The sequence below is a fragment of the Pseudonocardia sp. EC080619-01 genome, assembly GCF_001420995.1.
GTDB lineage: Bacteria > Actinomycetota > Actinomycetes > Mycobacteriales > Pseudonocardiaceae > Pseudonocardia.
Map to the genome: position 1 here is coordinate 3,160,098 of NZ_CP012184.1, position 16,087 is coordinate 3,176,184.

Sequence of the window (16,087 nt, forward strand, 5' to 3'; positions counted from 1 at the left end):
CCCGGGTGGCCGCGGGCCGGATCACGCTAGGGTCGCGTTCGCCGGAGGCACGTGACTCACGAGGGGAATCCGCTGTGGCGACCTGGGAAGACCTGCACTCCTACGTGGTGGTGCGGTACGAGATCGTCCGGCAGACCGCCGACGAGCTCCGGTTCCGGCTCCCGACGACCGGGGACCGGACCCAGCTGGTCGTCGTGAAGCGGATCCGGGAGACCGCCGCGCGGCCGGGCGTCGAGGTGACCGACGCCGCCGCGGCCGTCGCCGACCCGGACCAGGTGTGGGTGCAGATCGAGTCGCCGGTCGCCCGGCTCGGCGACGTCGACCTCGCGAAGGCGCTGGAGCTGGCCGGTCCGTCGGTTGTGGGCGGGCTCGCGGCCGAGGAGGGCGTGATCGTGTACCGGCACTCGATCCCGCTGGGCCCCGCGGCGCTCGACGGTTTCGAGTTCCCGTTCCGGCAGGTCGTGCACCTGGCCGACGAGCTCGAGCAGGCGCTGACCGGGCGCGACGAGAACTAGGTCACACTTGACCTGAAGCCGGGTAGAGGTCCGAGGCTTCGTTCATGGCTGAGTACACGCTTCCGGACCTGCCCTACGACTACGGCGCACTCGCTCCGCACATCGCGCCGGAGATCATGGAGCTGCACCACTCCAAGCACCACAACACCTACGTCCAGGGCCTCAACGCCACCATCGACAAGCTCGCCGAGGCCCGTTCGACGAACGACTTCGGCGCCGTCGTCGGCCTGGAGAAGACCCTCGCGTTCAACCTCGGCGGGCACGTCAACCACTCCGCCTTCTGGAAGAACCTCTCCCCGGACGGCGGCGACAAGCCCACCGGTGACCTCGCCTCCGCGATCGACGACGACTTCGGGTCGTTCGACGCGTTCCAGGCGCACTTCACCGCCGCCGCCACCACCATCCAGGGCTCCGGCTGGGCCGTCCTGGGCTTCGACCGGCTCGGGCAGAAGCTGCTGATCCACCAGCTCTACGACCAGCAGTCCCAGCTCCCCGCCGGGCAGACCCCGATCGTGCTGCTCGACATGTGGGAGCACGCGTTCTACCTGCAGTACAAGAACGTGAAGCCGGACTACGTCAAGGCCTGGTGGAACGTCGTCGACTGGGCGGACGCCGCCGAGCGCTTCGCCGCCGCCCGCGGCTGACGGGGGGCGGGGCGGCCCGGCTCAGGCCGGGTAGCCGGTGCCCCCGGCGTGCGAGCCGATGGGGGCGAGCTCGGTGACCGTGGGGTGGCCGGCGGCGAGCAGGGCCACGTCGGTGCCGGGCAGCGCCTCGGAGTGGTCCTCCGAGACGAACGTCCGCAAGCCGCCCGGCCGCACCCCGTCGGGACCGCGTTCCGGCGCCCGGTGCGCCACCCGCACCCGCACCGCGCCGGTCGCACAGAGCGCGGCCTCCCGCAGCGGCGGCAGCCCGGCCGCCGGGACGTCGGGGACGTTCACCGTCCACGGCGTCCCGGCGGGGCGGGACCGCAGCCGCTCCAGCAGCTCGGGCAGCAGCCCGGTCACCGTGGCCCAGTTCGGCTCGGCCGGCGTCGACAGGCCGCAGGCCAGCGACAGGGCGATGCCCGACCAGCCGTGCAGCGTCCCGGTGAGCACCGCCCCGACCGTGCCCGAGTGCAACACCTGGGCGCCGGTGTTCGCGCCGACGTTGATCCCGGACAGCACGACGTCCGGCTCGCGGGCGAACCAGCCCTGCCCGGCCGCGTGCACGATGTACGCCGGGTCGGCCGCGACCGCCCACGCCTCGATCCCGTCGAGCTGGCCGATGTCGTCGCGGGCGTGCACGGCGGTGTGGCCGTCGTCGGTGACGGACCGGACGGAGCCGCCCGCACCGCTCGCGTCCGCGGCGGGGGCGGCGACGACGACGTCGTACCCGGCGTCGCGCGCCCCCCTGGCCAGTGCGTACAGCCCGGGGGAGTCGATGCCGTCGTCGTTCGTGATCAGGGCGAGGGGCACCGGCCCAGCCTAGGCGCGTCCCGGCCGGGCGAGCGCGGTCACACCCACCGGGGCCCCGATCGACGGCCCCGTCCCGGTAGGCCACGATTGACCCCGCTACGGGATCGATACACCGACAGGGAGTGGGACAGCGCGTGACGACCTGGGAGTACAGCAGCATCACGCCGGGCGACCTGGCGATCGACGCTCTCGGGCCCGCCCGCATCACCTCACCGCTCGCTCCCCTGCTCGACGCCCGCCGCACCACCGAGCACTACGTCGACGCCGGTGACCGCGTCCTGCTCGACGACACCGCCGCCGGGCTCAAGGCCCGCGGGGTCGACGTCGAGGAGCTGCCCGGCCTCGAACCGTGCGGCCCGCGCCGGCAGATCTACTTCGACCCGTCCAAGACGCGGGCGGGCATCGTCACCTGCGGTGGCCTGTGCCCCGGCCTCAACGACGTGATCGCCGGTCTGGTGCGCACGCTGACCTACCACTACGGCGTCCGGCGGGTCGTCGGGTTCCGCAACGGCTACCGCGGCTTCGTCTCCTCCTACGGGCACGACGTCGTCGAGCTGACCCCGGAGTCGGTGCGCGACATCCCGGTCGACGGCGGCACCTTCCTCGGCACCTCCCGCGGCCCGCAGGACCCCGAGGAGATCGTCGACTGCCTCGAGCAGATGCACCTCAACGTGCTGTTCGTGATCGGCGGCGACGGCACGATGCGCGGCGCGATGGAGATCGCCAGGGTGGTGGCCGAGCGGGGCCTGCGGATCGCCGTCGTCGGCATCCCGAAGACGATCGACAACGACATCCCCTTCATCGACCAGAGCTTCGGCTTCCAGACGGCGTTCTCCCAGGCCAGCGAGGCCATCCGATCGGTGACGGTGGAGGCGAAGTCGACCCCCGGCGGGGTCGGCCTGGTCAAGCTGATGGGCCGGCACTCCGGCTTCATCGCCTGCTACGCGTCGCTGGTCCGGTCCGACGCCGACGCCGTGCTGATCCCGGAGGTCCCGTTCGAGCTCGACGGCGAGACCGGCCTGCTGCACCACCTGCGACGACGGGTGGAGCAGCGCGGGCACGCCGTCGTCGTCGTGGCGGAGGGGGCGGGGCAGGAGCTGCTGCCGCCGATCGGCCGCACCGACGCCTCCGGCAACGCCAAGCTCGCCGACGTCGGGCCGTGGCTGCGGGAGCAGATCAGCGACGCGTTCGCCGACGCCGGGATGGAGACGACCGTCCGCTACGTCGACCCCAGCTACCTGATCCGCAGCGTGCCGGCGAACCCGTACGACAGCGTCTACACGGTCCGGCTGTCGCAGGCCGCGGTGCACGCGGCGATGTCCGGCCGGACGTCGATGGTGGTGGGGCGGGTCCGGCGCCGGTTCGTGCACATCCCGATGGCCCTCGCCGTGAGCCGGCGCAACCAGGTCGACCCGCACGGCGACCTGTGGATGGCGGTGCTGGAGTCGACCGGGCAGCCGTGGCGGTTCGGGGAGGACTCCGGGGCGCCGACGCGGGCGCCGCACACCTGAGCCGCCCGGTCAGTTGAGGTGCGCGCGGTGCTTGCGTGCCTCGGTCCGGACCTCGTCGAGGACCTCGGCACCCGATCGCGACCCGCGCCCCGGGCCGTCCACCCAGGACTCCATGAGCCGGGCGGCCTCGTCCCACCGCGCCTGCGCGGCTAGGACGTCGCCGAGCTCGCGGATCAGCTCGGGGCCGCGGTGGCGCAGCCCGAGCCGCATCCGCAGCACCCACTCCAGGTCGGTGTGGCTCTTCTGCCGCGCGTAGACCGCGCGCAGGTTGTCGAGCATCCGGGCCAGGATCTGCCGGGTCGACACCCGCGGCAGCAGGTTCGCCCCGAACGGCGCCTCCGGCCCCGCGCCGGTCGTCGCGCGGAACAGCGCCTCGCACCCGGCGAGGTCCAGCCGGCGGCCGCGGTCGAACACGTCGAGGTAGCGGTCGCTGCCGGGCACCCGCACCAGGAAGTGCCCGGGCATCCCGACGCCCTCCAGCGGCACCCCGGCCCGGCGGCCCACCTCGATCGCGACCACCGACAGCGTGATCGGGATGCCGGTGCGGCGCTCCAGGACGTCGGGCAGGAACGAGTTGCGCGGGTCGCCGTACTCGGCGGTGTTGCCGGCGAAGCCCGCCTCGGTGAACAGCCGGTGCAGCAACGACTCCAGGCCGGTCACCCCGTCGGCGAGCTCGTCGAGGGTGGCCAGCGCGCGGGCGGTCGCACCGCCGTCCCCGCCGGCGCCCGCGGCGATCGCACAGGCGGCACGGTCGAGGTCGGGTTCCGGTCCGCTGACCATCCGCAGGAAACGGACGACCGGATCGGCGGCGGCGGTCACGGCGGGCCCGCCGTCACCCGTACGACGGTGCCGTGCACCCGGCCCGGGTCGTCCTCGGCGGTCCACACCTGCAGCACGTCGGTCAGCTCGGAGGCCATCCACATGCCGCGCCCGCGGCGCCCGGACGGCGACGGCGCGGCCAGTCCGGGGAACGGCAGGTGGAAGGCCGACGGGTCGGTCATCTCGGCGACCAGGCCCTCCGGTGTCCGCCACATCCGCAGCACCGGGCCGCCCGAGCCGTGCTCGATGCCGTTGCTGACGAGTTCGTTGACGGCCAGCACCAGGTCCTCGGCGCGCTCCGGGCCGAACCCGGTCAGCACCGCCTGGCGGTGGACGACGCGGCGCATCGTGGACAGGCGGTCCAGCCCGACGGGCAGCACGAGCAGCGGCACACCCAGGTCAGCGGGCGCCGCCTGCGGGTTCTCCGCGAGCAGCGTGCGGTGGTCGCGGCGGTACTCGCTGGGTACCGGGTCGCCGTCGACGAGGAACTCGTCGTGCAGCGCGCCGGCCTCCGCGCGGGCGCCTCGGTCGTCGGCGAAGCAGCACAGCATCTCGACGGGCAGGCCGTGCATCGCGTGGTCGAGCGCCAGGTCCAGCCGAGTCCAGTACGCCGGGTCGGTGCCGGGCAGGTCGAGCGGCTGCCCGACCGTGCACACCCCGGGGGCGCCCTCGACGATCGCGTCGCGCACGGCGCGGCTCCAGCGCCCGGCGACGGTGAAGGGCGGCGCGGAGTGCATCCGCTCCGGGCGGCAGTATCTGACCCCCGCGTCGCTGCCCAGCGACCGCTGCAGCTCGGACCGGCACCGCTGCTCCACGACGACCAGCGCGCGCCGGTTCTGGTCGAGGGCGTCGCCGACCGGGCCGGCCAGCACCTCGGCCTGGTGCTCGGGGTCCCGGTACGGGACGGCACGGTGCACCAGGCGACGGTCGGGCGCCGTCGTCGTCGGAGTGCTCATCGGCGGTCGGTCACGGTCGGGTCCATGTGGTGGGCGGCCTTCCACGTCGAGGCGGTGCCCGGATCTCCTGCGGGCGGCTCCTCCCGGACCGACCATAGTCAACACGGGGCGTTCCCGCGGGGCGGGGCGTGTGGGTTTCCCGACGTTCCCCCGACCCGCGTCGCCGCGTGCGGTAGGGAAGGACCATCGGCGACGCCGCCGGGACGGTGGGCGGTCGCCGGCGAGCGACGAGCCGAGCGAACGGAAGTGGTGGGAGATGCGCGTCTTCAACGGGGTCGACGAGCTGCGGGAGGCGAAGGGGAGCGAGGTCGGCGCCTCGGACTGGGTCGAGGTCGGGCAGGAGCAGATCGACGGGTTCGCCGAGGCGACCGGGGACCACCAGTGGATCCACGTGGACGCCGAGCGCGCGAAGGACGGCCCCTTCGGCACGACGATCGCCCACGGCTTCCTCACGCTGTCCCTGCTGCCGAAGCTGGTGCAGGGGGTGTACCGGATCGAGGGCGTGAAGATGGGCGTCAACTACGGCCTCAACAAGGTGCGCTTCACCAGCCCGCTCCCGGTCGGCAGCCGGGTGCGCGGCCGCGTCGAGATCATCGACGTCACCGACATCTCCGGCGGGGTCCAGATCGCCTCGAAGGTGACCGTCGAGATCGAGAACTCCGAGAAGCCCGCCGTGGTCGCCGAGTGGCTGACCCGGCAGTACGTCTGAGAGGACCGGACAGATGCGTGATGCGGTGATCTGTGAGCCGTTGCGGACCCCGGTGGGTGGGTTCGGCGGCTCGTTGCGCGACGTGCCCGCCCACTCCTTGGCCGCGACGGTGATCGCGGCGCTGGTGGAGCGGACCGGGCTGGACGGCGCGGTGGTGGACGACGTGGTGCTCGGGCACTGCTACCCGTCGATGGACGCCCCGGCGATCGGCCGGGTCGCGGCGCTGGACGCCGGGCTCCCGGTGACCGCGGGCGGCATCCAGGTGGACCGCCGGTGCGGGTCGGGTCTGCAGGCCGTGCTCTACGCGGCGATGCAGGTGCAGACCGGTGCGGCCGAGGTGGTGCTGGCCGGTGGGGCGGAGTCGATGTCGTCGGCGTCGTTCTACTCGACCGGGATGCGGTGGGGGGTCAAGGGCGGCCCCGGGGTCATGCTCAACGACTCGCTGGCCCGGGGCCGGGTCACCGCCGGTGGCGTGAACTTCCCGGTGCCGGGCGGGATGCTGGAGACCGCGGAGAACCTGCGCCGTGAGTACTCGATCGGCCGCGAGGAGCAGGACGAGTTCTCGGTGCGCTCGCACCACCGGGCCGCCGCGGCGCAGGCCGAGGGCCGGTTCGCCGACGAGCTGGTGCCGGTCACGGTCAAGGGCCGCAAGGGCGACACCGTGGTCGAGGCCGACGAGCACATCCGGCCCGACTCGTCGATGGAGACCCTGGCGAAGCTGCGCCCGATCCTGGGTCGTGACGACGACGCGGCCACGGTGACCGCCGGCAACGCCTCCGGGCAGAACGACGGTGCCTCGGCGTGCGTGGTGACCAGCCCGGAGAAGGCCGCCGAGCTGGGGCTGCGGCCGCTGGCCCGGCTGGTGTCCTGGGGCCTGGGCGGGGTCCCGCCGAAGACGATGGGCATCGGCCCGGTCCCGGCCACGGCCAAGGCCCTCGACGCGGCCGGTCTGACGCTGGCCGACATCGACCTGATCGAGCTGAACGAGGCGTTCGCGGCGCAGGTCCTGGCCTGCACCCGGGAGTGGAAGTTCACCGACGCCGACTTCGAGCGGACCAACGTCAACGGCTCGGGGATCTCGCTGGGCCACCCGGTCGGCGCGACCGGCGGCCGGATCCTGGCCACCCTGACCCGGGAGATGCAGCGCCGCGACGCCCGCTACGGGCTCGAGACGATGTGCATCGGCGGCGGGCAGGGCCTCGCGGCGGTGTTCGAGCGGGCCTGACGGCTCGTGAGTGGTTATCGCGGCTGGAGCCGCGATAACCACTCACGAGCGCGAAGCGCCTCAGTGCCCTTCGGTCTTGGCCCGCTCGTAGGACGCCTTGATCTCGCGCTCGGCGTCGGCGCGGCCGACCCAGGCGGCGCCCTCGACGCTCTTGCCCGGCTCCAGCGTCTTGTAGATCTCGAAGAAGTGCTGGATCTCCGCCCGGTCGAACTCGGCCAGGTGGTGGATGTCGCGCAGGTGCTCCTGGCGCGGGTCGTCGCTGGGAACGCAGAGGACCTTGTCGTCGCCGCCCTTCTCGTCCTTCATGCGGAACATCCCGATCGCGCGGGACCGGATGATGCAGCCCGGGAAGGTGGGCTCCTGCACCAGGACGAGCGCGTCCAGCGGGTCCCCGTCCTCGCCGAGGGTGTCCTCGATGAACCCGTAGTCGGCGGGGTACTGGGTGGCGGTGAAGAGGGTCCGGTCCAGCCGGATACGGCCGGTCTCGTGATCGACCTCGTACTTGTTCCGGCCGCCCTTGGGGATTTCGATGGTGACGTCGAAGTCCACGGTTCGTTGCTCCTTGAAGAGGGTCACGTACCACCGGGCCCGGGGCGGGCCGGGTGGCCCGCCCGCTCCGGCGGCGTCGGTGCTTCCCCCTAGTGTGAGGGAACCGGACCGCGTGGGTGCAGGCCGGTGACCCTCTGCGGGTGCGGTGTGGCGGTCGTCGCACCACCACCCGGACAGGTCGGCCGGTCCGCGGACCGGACAGCGAGCAGGAGGCGGAGTGGGACGCAGGCATCGGCGGACGGACCGCAACACGCGGCGGTTCGCGGTCGTCGCCGTCGCGGTCATGGCCCTGGCCTCGCTGTTCGGCGCCGTCGCGCTCGCCGGGCCGGACGCGCGGGAGCGGATCGGGTTCGGCCAGGCGGCCGCCGCCTACCCGCCGGTCCCGATGCCCGCGCTGCGGCCGCTCACCCCCACGGCGCCGGTCCCGACCGCCGCCGGGATCACCCAGGTGCTGTCCGAGCAGCTGAGCTCGCCGGCGTTGGGCGAGGTCACCGGTGTGGTGATGGACTCGTCGTCCCCGCGCGGTGTCGCACCGCTGTGGGAACGCGACGGGGGCCGGGCCATGGTCCCGGGTTCCACGACCAAGCTGCTCACCGCGGCCGCCGCGCTGCTCACCATGAACCCCACCGACCGGCTCGCCACCCGGGTCGTCCCGGGCCCCAGCGAGGACTCGGTCGTGCTCGTCGGGGGCGGTGACCCGTCGCTGACCGCGCTGCCCGCCGGGCAGGACGGGCTCTACCCCGAGCCGGCCCGGATCGACGACCTGGCCGCCGAGGTGAAGAACGCGCACCCCACCCCGGTGCGCACGGTGTACGTCGACACCGGGCTGTGGAAGGGCCCCGCGCAGTCGCCGGGCTGGGGCGCGAGCGACGTCGCCGACGGCTACGTCGCGCCCATGTCCCCGCTGATGCTCGACGGCGGCCGCACCGCCCCCACCGAGCAGGACGGCCCGCGCTCGACCGATCCCGCGCAGGCCGCGGGCCAGGCACTGGCCGACGCGCTCGGTGCCACCGACGTGCAGGACGGCACCGCCGCGGCGAACGCCCCGGTGCTGGGCAGCGTCTCCTCGCCGCCGATCGCGAGCCTCGTCGAGTACATGCTCACCGCGTCGGACAACGTCTCCGCCGAGGCGCTCGCCCGGCAGGTCGCCGTCGCCCGCGACGCCGACGCCTCCTTCGACGGCGGTTCCCGCGCCGTCACCGAGTCGCTGGTCCAGGCCGGGTACGACGTCGGCGGCCTGCAGCTCGCCGACGGCAGCGGGCTGTCCCGGGACAACCGGATCCCGGCGCGGCTCCTCGGCGCGGTGCTGGCGTCCGCGGCGGCCCAGTCGGACAGCCCGAACGACGTCCAGTTCCTGCGGCCGATCCTCACCGGGCTCCCGGTCGCCGGTGGCGGGGGCACGCTCACCGAGCGCTTCGGCGACGGCCCGTCGGTCGCCGGACGCGGCGTCGTGCGCGCCAAGACCGGCACGCTGAGCGGGGCGTCCAGCCTGGCCGGGGTGGTCACCGACGTCGACGGCAGGCTGCTCGTGTTCGCGCTGCTCTCCAACGGCACCTCGCCCGCCGACGCGCGCCCCGCGCTGGACCGGGTGGCGGCCACCCTGAGCCGTTGCGGCTGCCGCGGCTGACGCCCGACCGCGGGTAGCGTGGCCGGCATGCAGCCCGACGTGACCGACCCGGCACCGGCGACCGCGCGGCAGGCCGACCGCGGCCTGCCGGTGAACTGGTCCCTGGCGGCGGCGACGGCGGCCCGGCTGATGCCCGCCGGCCCCCGCACGACGCCGGAGGCGGCCCGCGAGCTGGTCGGACGGCTGCGGGAGGACTCGGCCCGCGCCGAGGGGCACGTCCGCGAGGTGACCGGGCTCGGGGCCGGGCTCCCGCTGCTGCCCGCCGACGTCCTGGACCGCCCGGCGTGGGCCCGCGCCGCGGTCGCCGGGATGGACGCGCTGACCTCCGGGGCGGAGCTGCCGGCGTCGCCGTGGCCGCTCCGGTCGGTCACCGCGGCGGGGTCCGGTGCGCAGCTCGGCGCGCTGCTCGCGTACATGGGTGCGCGGGTGCTCGGCCAGTACGACCCGTTCGGCGGGCCGGACGGCGCGGGCCGGCTGATCGTGGTGGCGCCCAACGTGCACGCGGTGACCCGGTCGCTCGACGTCGACGGTGCCCAGTTCGGGCTCTGGGTCTGCCTGCACGAGGCCACCCACCGGCTGCAGTTCACCGCGGTGCCGTGGCTGCGCGACCACTTCGCGGGGCTGGTCACCGCGCTGCTGTCGCTGCAGGAGCCGGACACCGCGAAGCTCGCCCGGCTGCCCGAGGCGATCCGCTCGCTGCGCGGTGAGGGCGGGACCGACGTGCTCGCACTGGTGGAGCTGCTGCAGGGGCCCGAGCAGCGGGCGGTGCTCGACCGGCTGCTCGCGCTGTCCACCCTGCTGGAGGGCCACGCCGACCACGTGATGGACGCCGTCGGGCCGGAGGTCGTGCCGGACGTCGCCGTCATCCGCGCCCGGTTCACCGAGCGCCGCCGTGGCGGCGGGATCGTCGACCGGCTGCTACGGGCGTTGCTGGGCGTCGACGCGAAGATGAAGCAGTACGCCGTCGGCGCCGCGTTCTGCCGCGAGGTCGAGCGGGAGGTCGGCATGGCCGGTCTCAACCGGGTCTGGGAGTCCCCGGACACGCTGCCGACCCGCGCCGAGCTGTCCGACGCCGGGGCCTGGCTGCGCCGCGTGGCATGACCGCCCGGCGGCGGGTGCGGGCCGCGGTGCGCGACGCGCTGGCGGAGCTGCCCGGCCCGGTGCGCGAGGCCCCGCCGCTCGTCGGCTGCTCCGGCGGCGCCGACTCGACCGCGCTCGTGCTCGCCGTGCGGGAGGTGGTCGAGGGGCCGGTGCACGCGGCCGTCGTCGACCACGGTCTGCAGGACGGCTCGGCGGAGCGGTCGGCCGAGCTGGCGGTCCGGCTGCGTGCGGCCGGGATCGAGGCCGCCGTGCACCCTGTGCAGGTCACCGGTCCCGGCGGTACCGAGGCGGCGGCCCGGCGGGCCCGCCGGGCGGCGCTGCTCGCGGCGCGGCCGCACCCGTCGTCGGCGGTGCTGCTCGGCCACACCCTCGACGACCAGGCCGAGACCGTGCTGCTCGGGCTCGGCCGGGGTTCCGGGGCCCGCTCGCTCGCCGGGATGCGGGCCTGGAGCGCGCCCTGGCTGCGCCCGCTGCTGGGCCTGCGCCGCGCCGACACCGCCGACGCCTGCGCGGAGGCCGGCGTCCCGGTCTGGGCCGACCCGCACAACACCGATCCCCGCTTCACCCGCGCCCGGGTGCGGCACGAGGTGCTCCCGCTGCTCGAGGAGGTGCTCGGCGGCGGCGTCACCGAGGCGCTGGCGCGGACCGCCGACCAGCTCCGCGACGACGACACCGCCCTCGACGAGCAGGCCGCCCGGCTCCGGGAGGCCGCCGGAGAGCCGGGGTGTGCCGTCCCGGGTACGGACCGTGACGACGACGCCGTCGGGGATGTCCCCGTCCCGCGTGATTCCGGCGACAGCGACCCCGGAGCCGGAGTGCCGCAACGGCTCCCGGAACCAGCCCGCGACGCCTCCGCCGGCACCGCCGCCCCGGCCCTCGACGCGACGGTGCTCGCGACGGCACCGGCGGCCGTCCGGCGCCGCGTACTGCGGGAATGGCTCGCCGCGCACGGCGTCCGGGCACTCACCGACGCCCAGCTGCGCGCCGCCGACGATCTCGTCGGGCGGTGGCGCGGGCAGGGCGGGCCGACGCTCGGTGGTGGCTTGGAGCTGACCCGCACGCGTGGCAGGCTCGTGCTGCGCCGCCGACGGTGGGGGCGTGACCGGGCGTGACGATCGCCCGGTGCCGGACGACCGGGCCGCCACCGCGGCCCGCGCGAGGGGGTCGGGTGTACGACGGGGACATCTCGTCGGTGCTGGTCACCGAGGAGCAGGTGCGGGAGAAGACCGAGGAGCTGGCCCGCAAGGTCGCCGAGGACTACGCCGACGTCGTGCAGGACGGCCGGAACGGCGACCTGCTGCTGATCGGGGTGCTGAAGGGCGCGGTCATGTTCATGACCGACTTCGCCCGCGCGCTGCCGGTGCCCACCCAGCTGGAGTTCATGGCGGTCAGCTCCTACGGCTCGTCGACGTCGTCGTCGGGCGTGGTGCGGATCCTGAAGGACCTCGACCGCGACATCGCCGGCCGGCACGTGCTGATCGTCGAGGACATCATCGACTCCGGTCTCACCCTGAACTGGCTGCTGAACAACCTGAACTCCCGCGGCCCGGCGTCGCTCGACGTCATCACGCTGCTCCGGAAGCCCGACGCGGTGAAGGTCGACGTCCCGGTCCGCTACGTCGGTTTCGACATCCCGAACGAGTTCGTCGTCGGCTACGGCCTCGACTACGCCGAGCGGTACCGCGACCTGCCCTACATCGGGACGCTGGACCCGACGGTCTACGCCTGACCGACCCGGTCAGCCAGCGGCGATGCCGGGGCCCGCGGGCGTCGCGAGCGACCGCGGGTCGACGCCGGGCGGGGTCGCCGTGAAGCCCGGTCCCGACGCCGGTGCGAGCCCGGGCGGGCCGTCGGTGCGCGCGGCGTAGTCCAGCGCCCGGCCCAGGTCGGTGTACTCGATGCTGGGGCGGTCCGCCGTCGACGACAGGCTGGACAGCACCCCGACGGCCCGGCCCCCGGCGTCGAGCAGCGGGCTGCCGGACTCGCCGGCCACGCCCGGCTCCATGGTGTACACCGCGTGTCCCCAGCCGCCGCCGACGTCGCCCGCCACGACGCCGCCACGGGCCGCCACGGCGCGGGCGCCCGTGGCGTCGGGTGGGTTGGCCAGGCCGAACACCGGGGCGCCCGCCGGCAGCGGCTCGGTGCGGACGCCGGTGGGGCCGCCGAAGAACGGCACCGCCGCCCCGACCGCGGGCGCGGCGTCCGCGGGCAGCTCGACCAGCGCGAGGTCGTTGTAGGCGCAGGTGTCCGGGTCGGTCTCGCCGCGCGCCTGCATGGTGTTCCAGGAGCTCCAGGCGAGCGTGCCGGTGACGGTCCGGTCGGTGCCGCGCACGGTCACCGGGGTGCCCAGCGGGACGGCGGCCGAGGTGCAGCCGTCGGTCTCGGTCTCGTCGCCGGTGCCGCCGCAGTGCGCGGCCTGCGCCAGGAAGGTGCGGTCGCCCGCGGTGAGGACGAGGCCCGCGGTGCACAGTCCCGCACCGGCGGTCTCCGTGACGACGCCCGGCCCGATCGACGACGGCCCCGCGGCGACGGCCGGGGACGGGATCACGGCGGGGGCCTCGGCCCGCGCGGTGGTCGTCACCGCCGGGACGGCGGGGGCCTCCGTGCGCGTGCCGGCCGGGGCGGTGAACAGCGTCAGCGCGGTGGAGGCGGCCAGCCCGACGGCCAGTGCGGACACCGTCCGACGAGGCCCGAGCCCCGCGCGCAGCGCCATCCGATCGCCCCTCCCGACGTGCACGCCCGATCACCCACCGTGCGTGCCCCACAGTTCTCCCACACCGGCCTGCGGGAGTGTGCGGCGGGACACCCCGACGGGGGAACCGGCCAGGTCGCCCACACGTTGATCCGGCGGACGGTCGCGTGCGACCGTCCGGGCCCGGTCCGCCCGGCGCGCTCGCTCCTGCGTGCGGCTATCCTGGCGGGTCAGGGCCGTCCGGCGGGGCGGTGTTCCGTCCGCCGCCGCTGCCGCGAACCACTCTCGGGAAGGTGAAGGCCACCCCGGCCGACGTTGCATGGACCGCAAGCGCCTGCTCCGCAACCCGCTGATCTGGATCCTCCTCGCGCTCCTGATCTATCTCGGGTTCAGCCAGCTGTTCGACGACACCCGCGGGTACTCCGAGGTGACGACGTCGGTCGCGCTGACCCAGATCCAGGACGGCAACGTCCGTGACGCGCTCGTCGAGGACCGGGAGCAGCAGCTCCGGCTGACCCTGGACCGCCCGATCGAGGTCGACGGCAACGAGACCACCCAGGTCCTCGCGCAGTACCCGGCCCAGCTCTCCGGGCAGATCTTCGACCAGGTGCGCCAGGTCCCGGGGATCGCCGAGTACGACACCCTCGTCCGGCAGGACTCGTTCCTGTCCACGCTGCTCATCACGATGATCCCGCTGGCGCTGGTGCTGATCGTCCTGTTCTGGTTCCTGAACAACGCCCAGGGCGGCGGGAACCGGGTGATGAGCTTCGGCAAGTCCAAGGCCAAGCAGCTCAACAAGGACATGCCGAAGAACACGTTCTCGGACGTGGCGGGGGCCGACGAGGCCGTCGAAGAGCTGTACGAGATCAAGGACTTCCTGCAGAACCCGGGCCGCTACCAGGCGCTGGGCGCGAAGATCCCCAAGGGCGTGCTGCTGTACGGCCCGCCCGGCACCGGCAAGACACTGCTGGCGCGCGCGGTCGCCGGCGAGGCGGGCGTGCCGTTCTACACGATCTCCGGCTCCGACTTCGTCGAGATGTTCGTCGGTGTCGGTGCCTCCCGGGTGCGTGACCTGTTCGAGCAGGCCAAGCAGAACGCGCCCTGCATCATCTTCGTCGACGAGATCGACGCGGTCGGCCGCCAGCGCGGCGCGGGCCTCGGCGGCGGTCACGACGAGCGCGAGCAGACGCTGAACCAGCTCCTGGTCGAGATGGACGGGTTCGACGCCCGCGGCGGGATCATCCTGATCGCGGCCACCAACCGTCCGGACATCCTGGACCCGGCGCTGCTGCGCCCGGGCCGGTTCGACCGCCAGATCCCGGTCGCCGCGCCCGACCTCGCCGGCCGTCGCGCCATCCTCTCCGTGCACTCCAAGGGCAAGCCGTTCGCCCAGGACGTCGACTTCGAGAGCCTCGCGAAGCGCACCGTCGGCATGTCCGGTGCCGACCTCGCGAACGTGATCAACGAGGCGGCACTGCTCACCGCCCGGGAGAACGACTCGCAGATCACCGGCGCGGCGCTGGAGGAGTCGGTCGACCGCGTCGTCGGCGGCCCGAAGCGCAAGTCGAAGATCGTCTCCGAGCGCGAGAAGAAGATCACCGCCTACCACGAGGGCGGGCACGCGCTGGCGGCGTGGGCGATGCCGGACCTCGAGCCGGTCTACAAGCTCACGATCCTGCCGCGCGGGCGTACCGGCGGGCACGCACTCGTCGTCCCGGAGGACGACAAGGGCCTCATGACGCGCGCCGAGATGATCGCCCGCCTCGTGTTCGCGATGGGCGGCCGTTCGGCCGAGGAGCTGGTGTTCCACGAGCCGACGACGGGTGCGTCGTCGGACATCGACCAGGCCACCAAGATCGCCCGCGCGATGGTCACCGAGTACGGCATGAGCGCGAAGCTGGGCGCGGTGCGCTACGGACGCGAGCAGGGCGACCCGTTCCTCGGACGCTCGATGGGCAACCAGGCGGACTACTCGCTGGAGGTCGCCCACGAGATCGACGAGGAGGTGCGCAAGCTCATCGAGGCGGCGCACACCGAGGCGTGGCAGATCCTCAACACCTACCGCGACGTCCTCGACGACCTGGTGCTCGAGCTCCTCGAGAAGGAGACGCTGAACCGCCGGGACCTCGAGCGGATCTTCGGGTCGGTGGAGAAGCGGCCGCGGATCACCGCGTTCAACGACTTCGGTGACCGGACGCCGTCGGAGAAGCCGCCGATCAAGACCCCGCGCGAGCTCGCGCACGAGCGTGGCGAGCCCTGGCCCGAGCCGGAGCGGACCCCGGCCCCGGTCGGGTCCGGTGCCGCGAACGGCCACGGCGAGGCCCCCGGCCTGCCCGGTGCGTCGCCGTTCCCCGCGGGCGGGTCCGCCCCTGCCCGTCCGGACGCCCCGAACGACGGCGGCTACGGTCCCGACCCCGTCCCGGCACCCGCACCCGCCGGGAACGGCAACGGCGTCCACGGCGCCACTCCGAACGGCAACGGCCGTCCGGCCGGCGCCGACGGCAGGCAGCAGCCCGGACGCGGCAGCGGCTACGCGCCGCCCCCGCCCGCGGTGGCGCCGAACTACGGCGCGCCGCCGGACTGGCGGCCCGCGACCACACCGCACGGGCAGAGCTGGCCGCCGGCCAACTGGGGTGGGCAGCAGGGCCAGGCTCCGCAGCAGCCGTCGCCACAGAACCAGCAGCAGGACCCGCAGCAGCAGGACCCGCGGCAGCAGGGCCCCCAGCAGCAGGGCCCCCAGCAGGGCGGCGCCCCGCAGCAGGGCCCGGTCCGGAACGGACCGTGGACCGGTTCGTCGGGCACGACCGACGGCCCCCGGACCGGCGACCGTCGGGGCGACGACCCGGAGGCAGGACACTGAGCACGTCGACCACGGACGACTGGCCCGAACCGGTCAGGTCCGCCGCGGTCGCGGCCGGGGCCACCCAGG

15 protein-coding genes are annotated in these 16,087 nt (G+C 74.3%); 10 read left to right on the forward strand and 5 right to left on the reverse strand.

Annotated elements, in window-relative coordinates:
* The first annotated feature begins 74 nt into the window (after window positions 1–74).
* Both AD017_RS14855 and AD017_RS14860 read left to right on the forward strand, forming a co-directional pair.
* Window positions 75–515: a hypothetical protein gene (locus AD017_RS14855; protein WP_060574585.1), complete on the forward strand. Its 441-nt coding sequence runs from the start codon at window positions 75–77 to the stop codon at window positions 513–515.
* Between the two features lie 44 nt (window positions 516–559).
* Entirely contained in the window at window positions 560–1,159 is a 600-nt protein-coding gene (locus AD017_RS14860; RefSeq protein WP_060574586.1) for a superoxide dismutase, read from the forward strand.
* A 21-nt stretch (window positions 1,160–1,180) separates the two neighbouring features.
* On the opposite strand, the gene surE is transcribed toward AD017_RS14860, so the two are convergent.
* Window positions 1,181–1,969, reverse strand: coding sequence for a 5'/3'-nucleotidase SurE (gene surE / locus AD017_RS14865; protein WP_060574587.1), 789 nt, complete (start codon window positions 1,967–1,969; stop codon window positions 1,181–1,183).
* Between the two features lie 134 nt (window positions 1,970–2,103).
* On the opposite strand from surE, the gene AD017_RS14870 reads away from it, so the two are divergent.
* Complete coding sequence (locus tag AD017_RS14870) at window positions 2,104–3,480, forward strand: ATP-dependent 6-phosphofructokinase (RefSeq protein WP_060574588.1); 1,377 nt, start codon at window positions 2,104–2,106, stop codon at window positions 3,478–3,480.
* A gap of 9 nt (window positions 3,481–3,489) precedes the next feature.
* On the opposite strand, the gene AD017_RS14875 is transcribed toward AD017_RS14870, so the two are convergent.
* Window positions 3,490–4,299 (reverse strand): SirB1 family protein, encoded by an 810-nt coding sequence (locus AD017_RS14875; RefSeq protein ID WP_010242612.1) that lies wholly within the window; start codon window positions 4,297–4,299, stop codon window positions 3,490–3,492.
* Window positions 4,296–5,255: an ATP-binding protein gene (locus AD017_RS14880; protein WP_010242614.1), complete on the reverse strand. Its 960-nt coding sequence runs from the start codon at window positions 5,253–5,255 to the stop codon at window positions 4,296–4,298. Before AD017_RS14880 ends, AD017_RS14875 begins: the two co-directional genes overlap by 4 nt.
* Before the next feature lie 256 nt (window positions 5,256–5,511).
* Between AD017_RS14880 and AD017_RS14885 the strand changes: the two genes are divergently transcribed.
* Window positions 5,512–5,964, forward strand: a complete 453-nt coding sequence (locus tag AD017_RS14885; protein WP_060574589.1) for a MaoC family dehydratase — start codon at window positions 5,512–5,514, stop codon at window positions 5,962–5,964.
* Between the two features lie 13 nt (window positions 5,965–5,977).
* Window positions 5,978–7,189 (forward strand): acetyl-CoA C-acetyltransferase, encoded by a 1,212-nt coding sequence (locus AD017_RS14890; protein ID WP_060574590.1) that lies wholly within the window; start codon window positions 5,978–5,980, stop codon window positions 7,187–7,189.
* A 60-nt stretch (window positions 7,190–7,249) separates the two neighbouring features.
* On the opposite strand, the gene AD017_RS14895 is transcribed toward AD017_RS14890, so the two are convergent.
* Entirely contained in the window at window positions 7,250–7,738 is a 489-nt protein-coding gene (locus AD017_RS14895; protein ID WP_010242619.1) for an inorganic diphosphatase, read from the reverse strand.
* Window positions 7,739–7,955: 217 nt separating this feature from the next.
* Between AD017_RS14895 and dacB the strand changes: the two genes are divergently transcribed.
* The 4 genes from dacB to hpt are packed head-to-tail and all read left to right on the forward strand — an operon-like array spanning window position 7,956 to window position 12,195.
* On the forward strand, window positions 7,956–9,365 hold the full coding sequence (gene dacB, locus AD017_RS14900) for a D-alanyl-D-alanine carboxypeptidase/D-alanyl-D-alanine-endopeptidase (protein WP_060574591.1): 1,410 nt from the start codon (window positions 7,956–7,958) through the stop codon (window positions 9,363–9,365).
* Window positions 9,366–9,392: 27 nt separating this feature from the next.
* On the forward strand, window positions 9,393–10,466 hold the full coding sequence (locus AD017_RS14905) for a zinc-dependent metalloprotease (RefSeq protein ID WP_060576405.1): 1,074 nt from the start codon (window positions 9,393–9,395) through the stop codon (window positions 10,464–10,466).
* Window positions 10,463–11,578, forward strand: coding sequence for a tRNA lysidine(34) synthetase TilS (gene tilS, locus AD017_RS14910; RefSeq protein WP_060574592.1), 1,116 nt, complete (start codon window positions 10,463–10,465; stop codon window positions 11,576–11,578). The genes AD017_RS14905 and tilS overlap by 4 nt, the downstream gene beginning before the upstream one ends.
* Before the next feature lie 56 nt (window positions 11,579–11,634).
* Complete coding sequence (gene hpt / locus AD017_RS14915; protein WP_060574593.1) at window positions 11,635–12,195, forward strand: hypoxanthine phosphoribosyltransferase; 561 nt, start codon at window positions 11,635–11,637, stop codon at window positions 12,193–12,195.
* 9 nt (window positions 12,196–12,204) lie between these two features.
* Here the strand turns inward: hpt and AD017_RS14920 are convergent, their stop codons facing one another.
* A complete protein-coding gene (locus tag AD017_RS14920; RefSeq protein WP_060574594.1) occupies window positions 12,205–13,179 on the reverse strand; it encodes a hypothetical protein in 975 nt (324 codons plus the stop codon).
* Between the two features lie 298 nt (window positions 13,180–13,477).
* On the opposite strand from AD017_RS14920, the gene ftsH reads away from it, so the two are divergent.
* A complete protein-coding gene (ftsH, locus tag AD017_RS14925) occupies window positions 13,478–16,018 on the forward strand; it encodes an ATP-dependent zinc metalloprotease FtsH (protein ID WP_060574595.1) in 2,541 nt (846 codons plus the stop codon).
* Window positions 16,019–16,087: the final 69 nt, after the last annotated feature.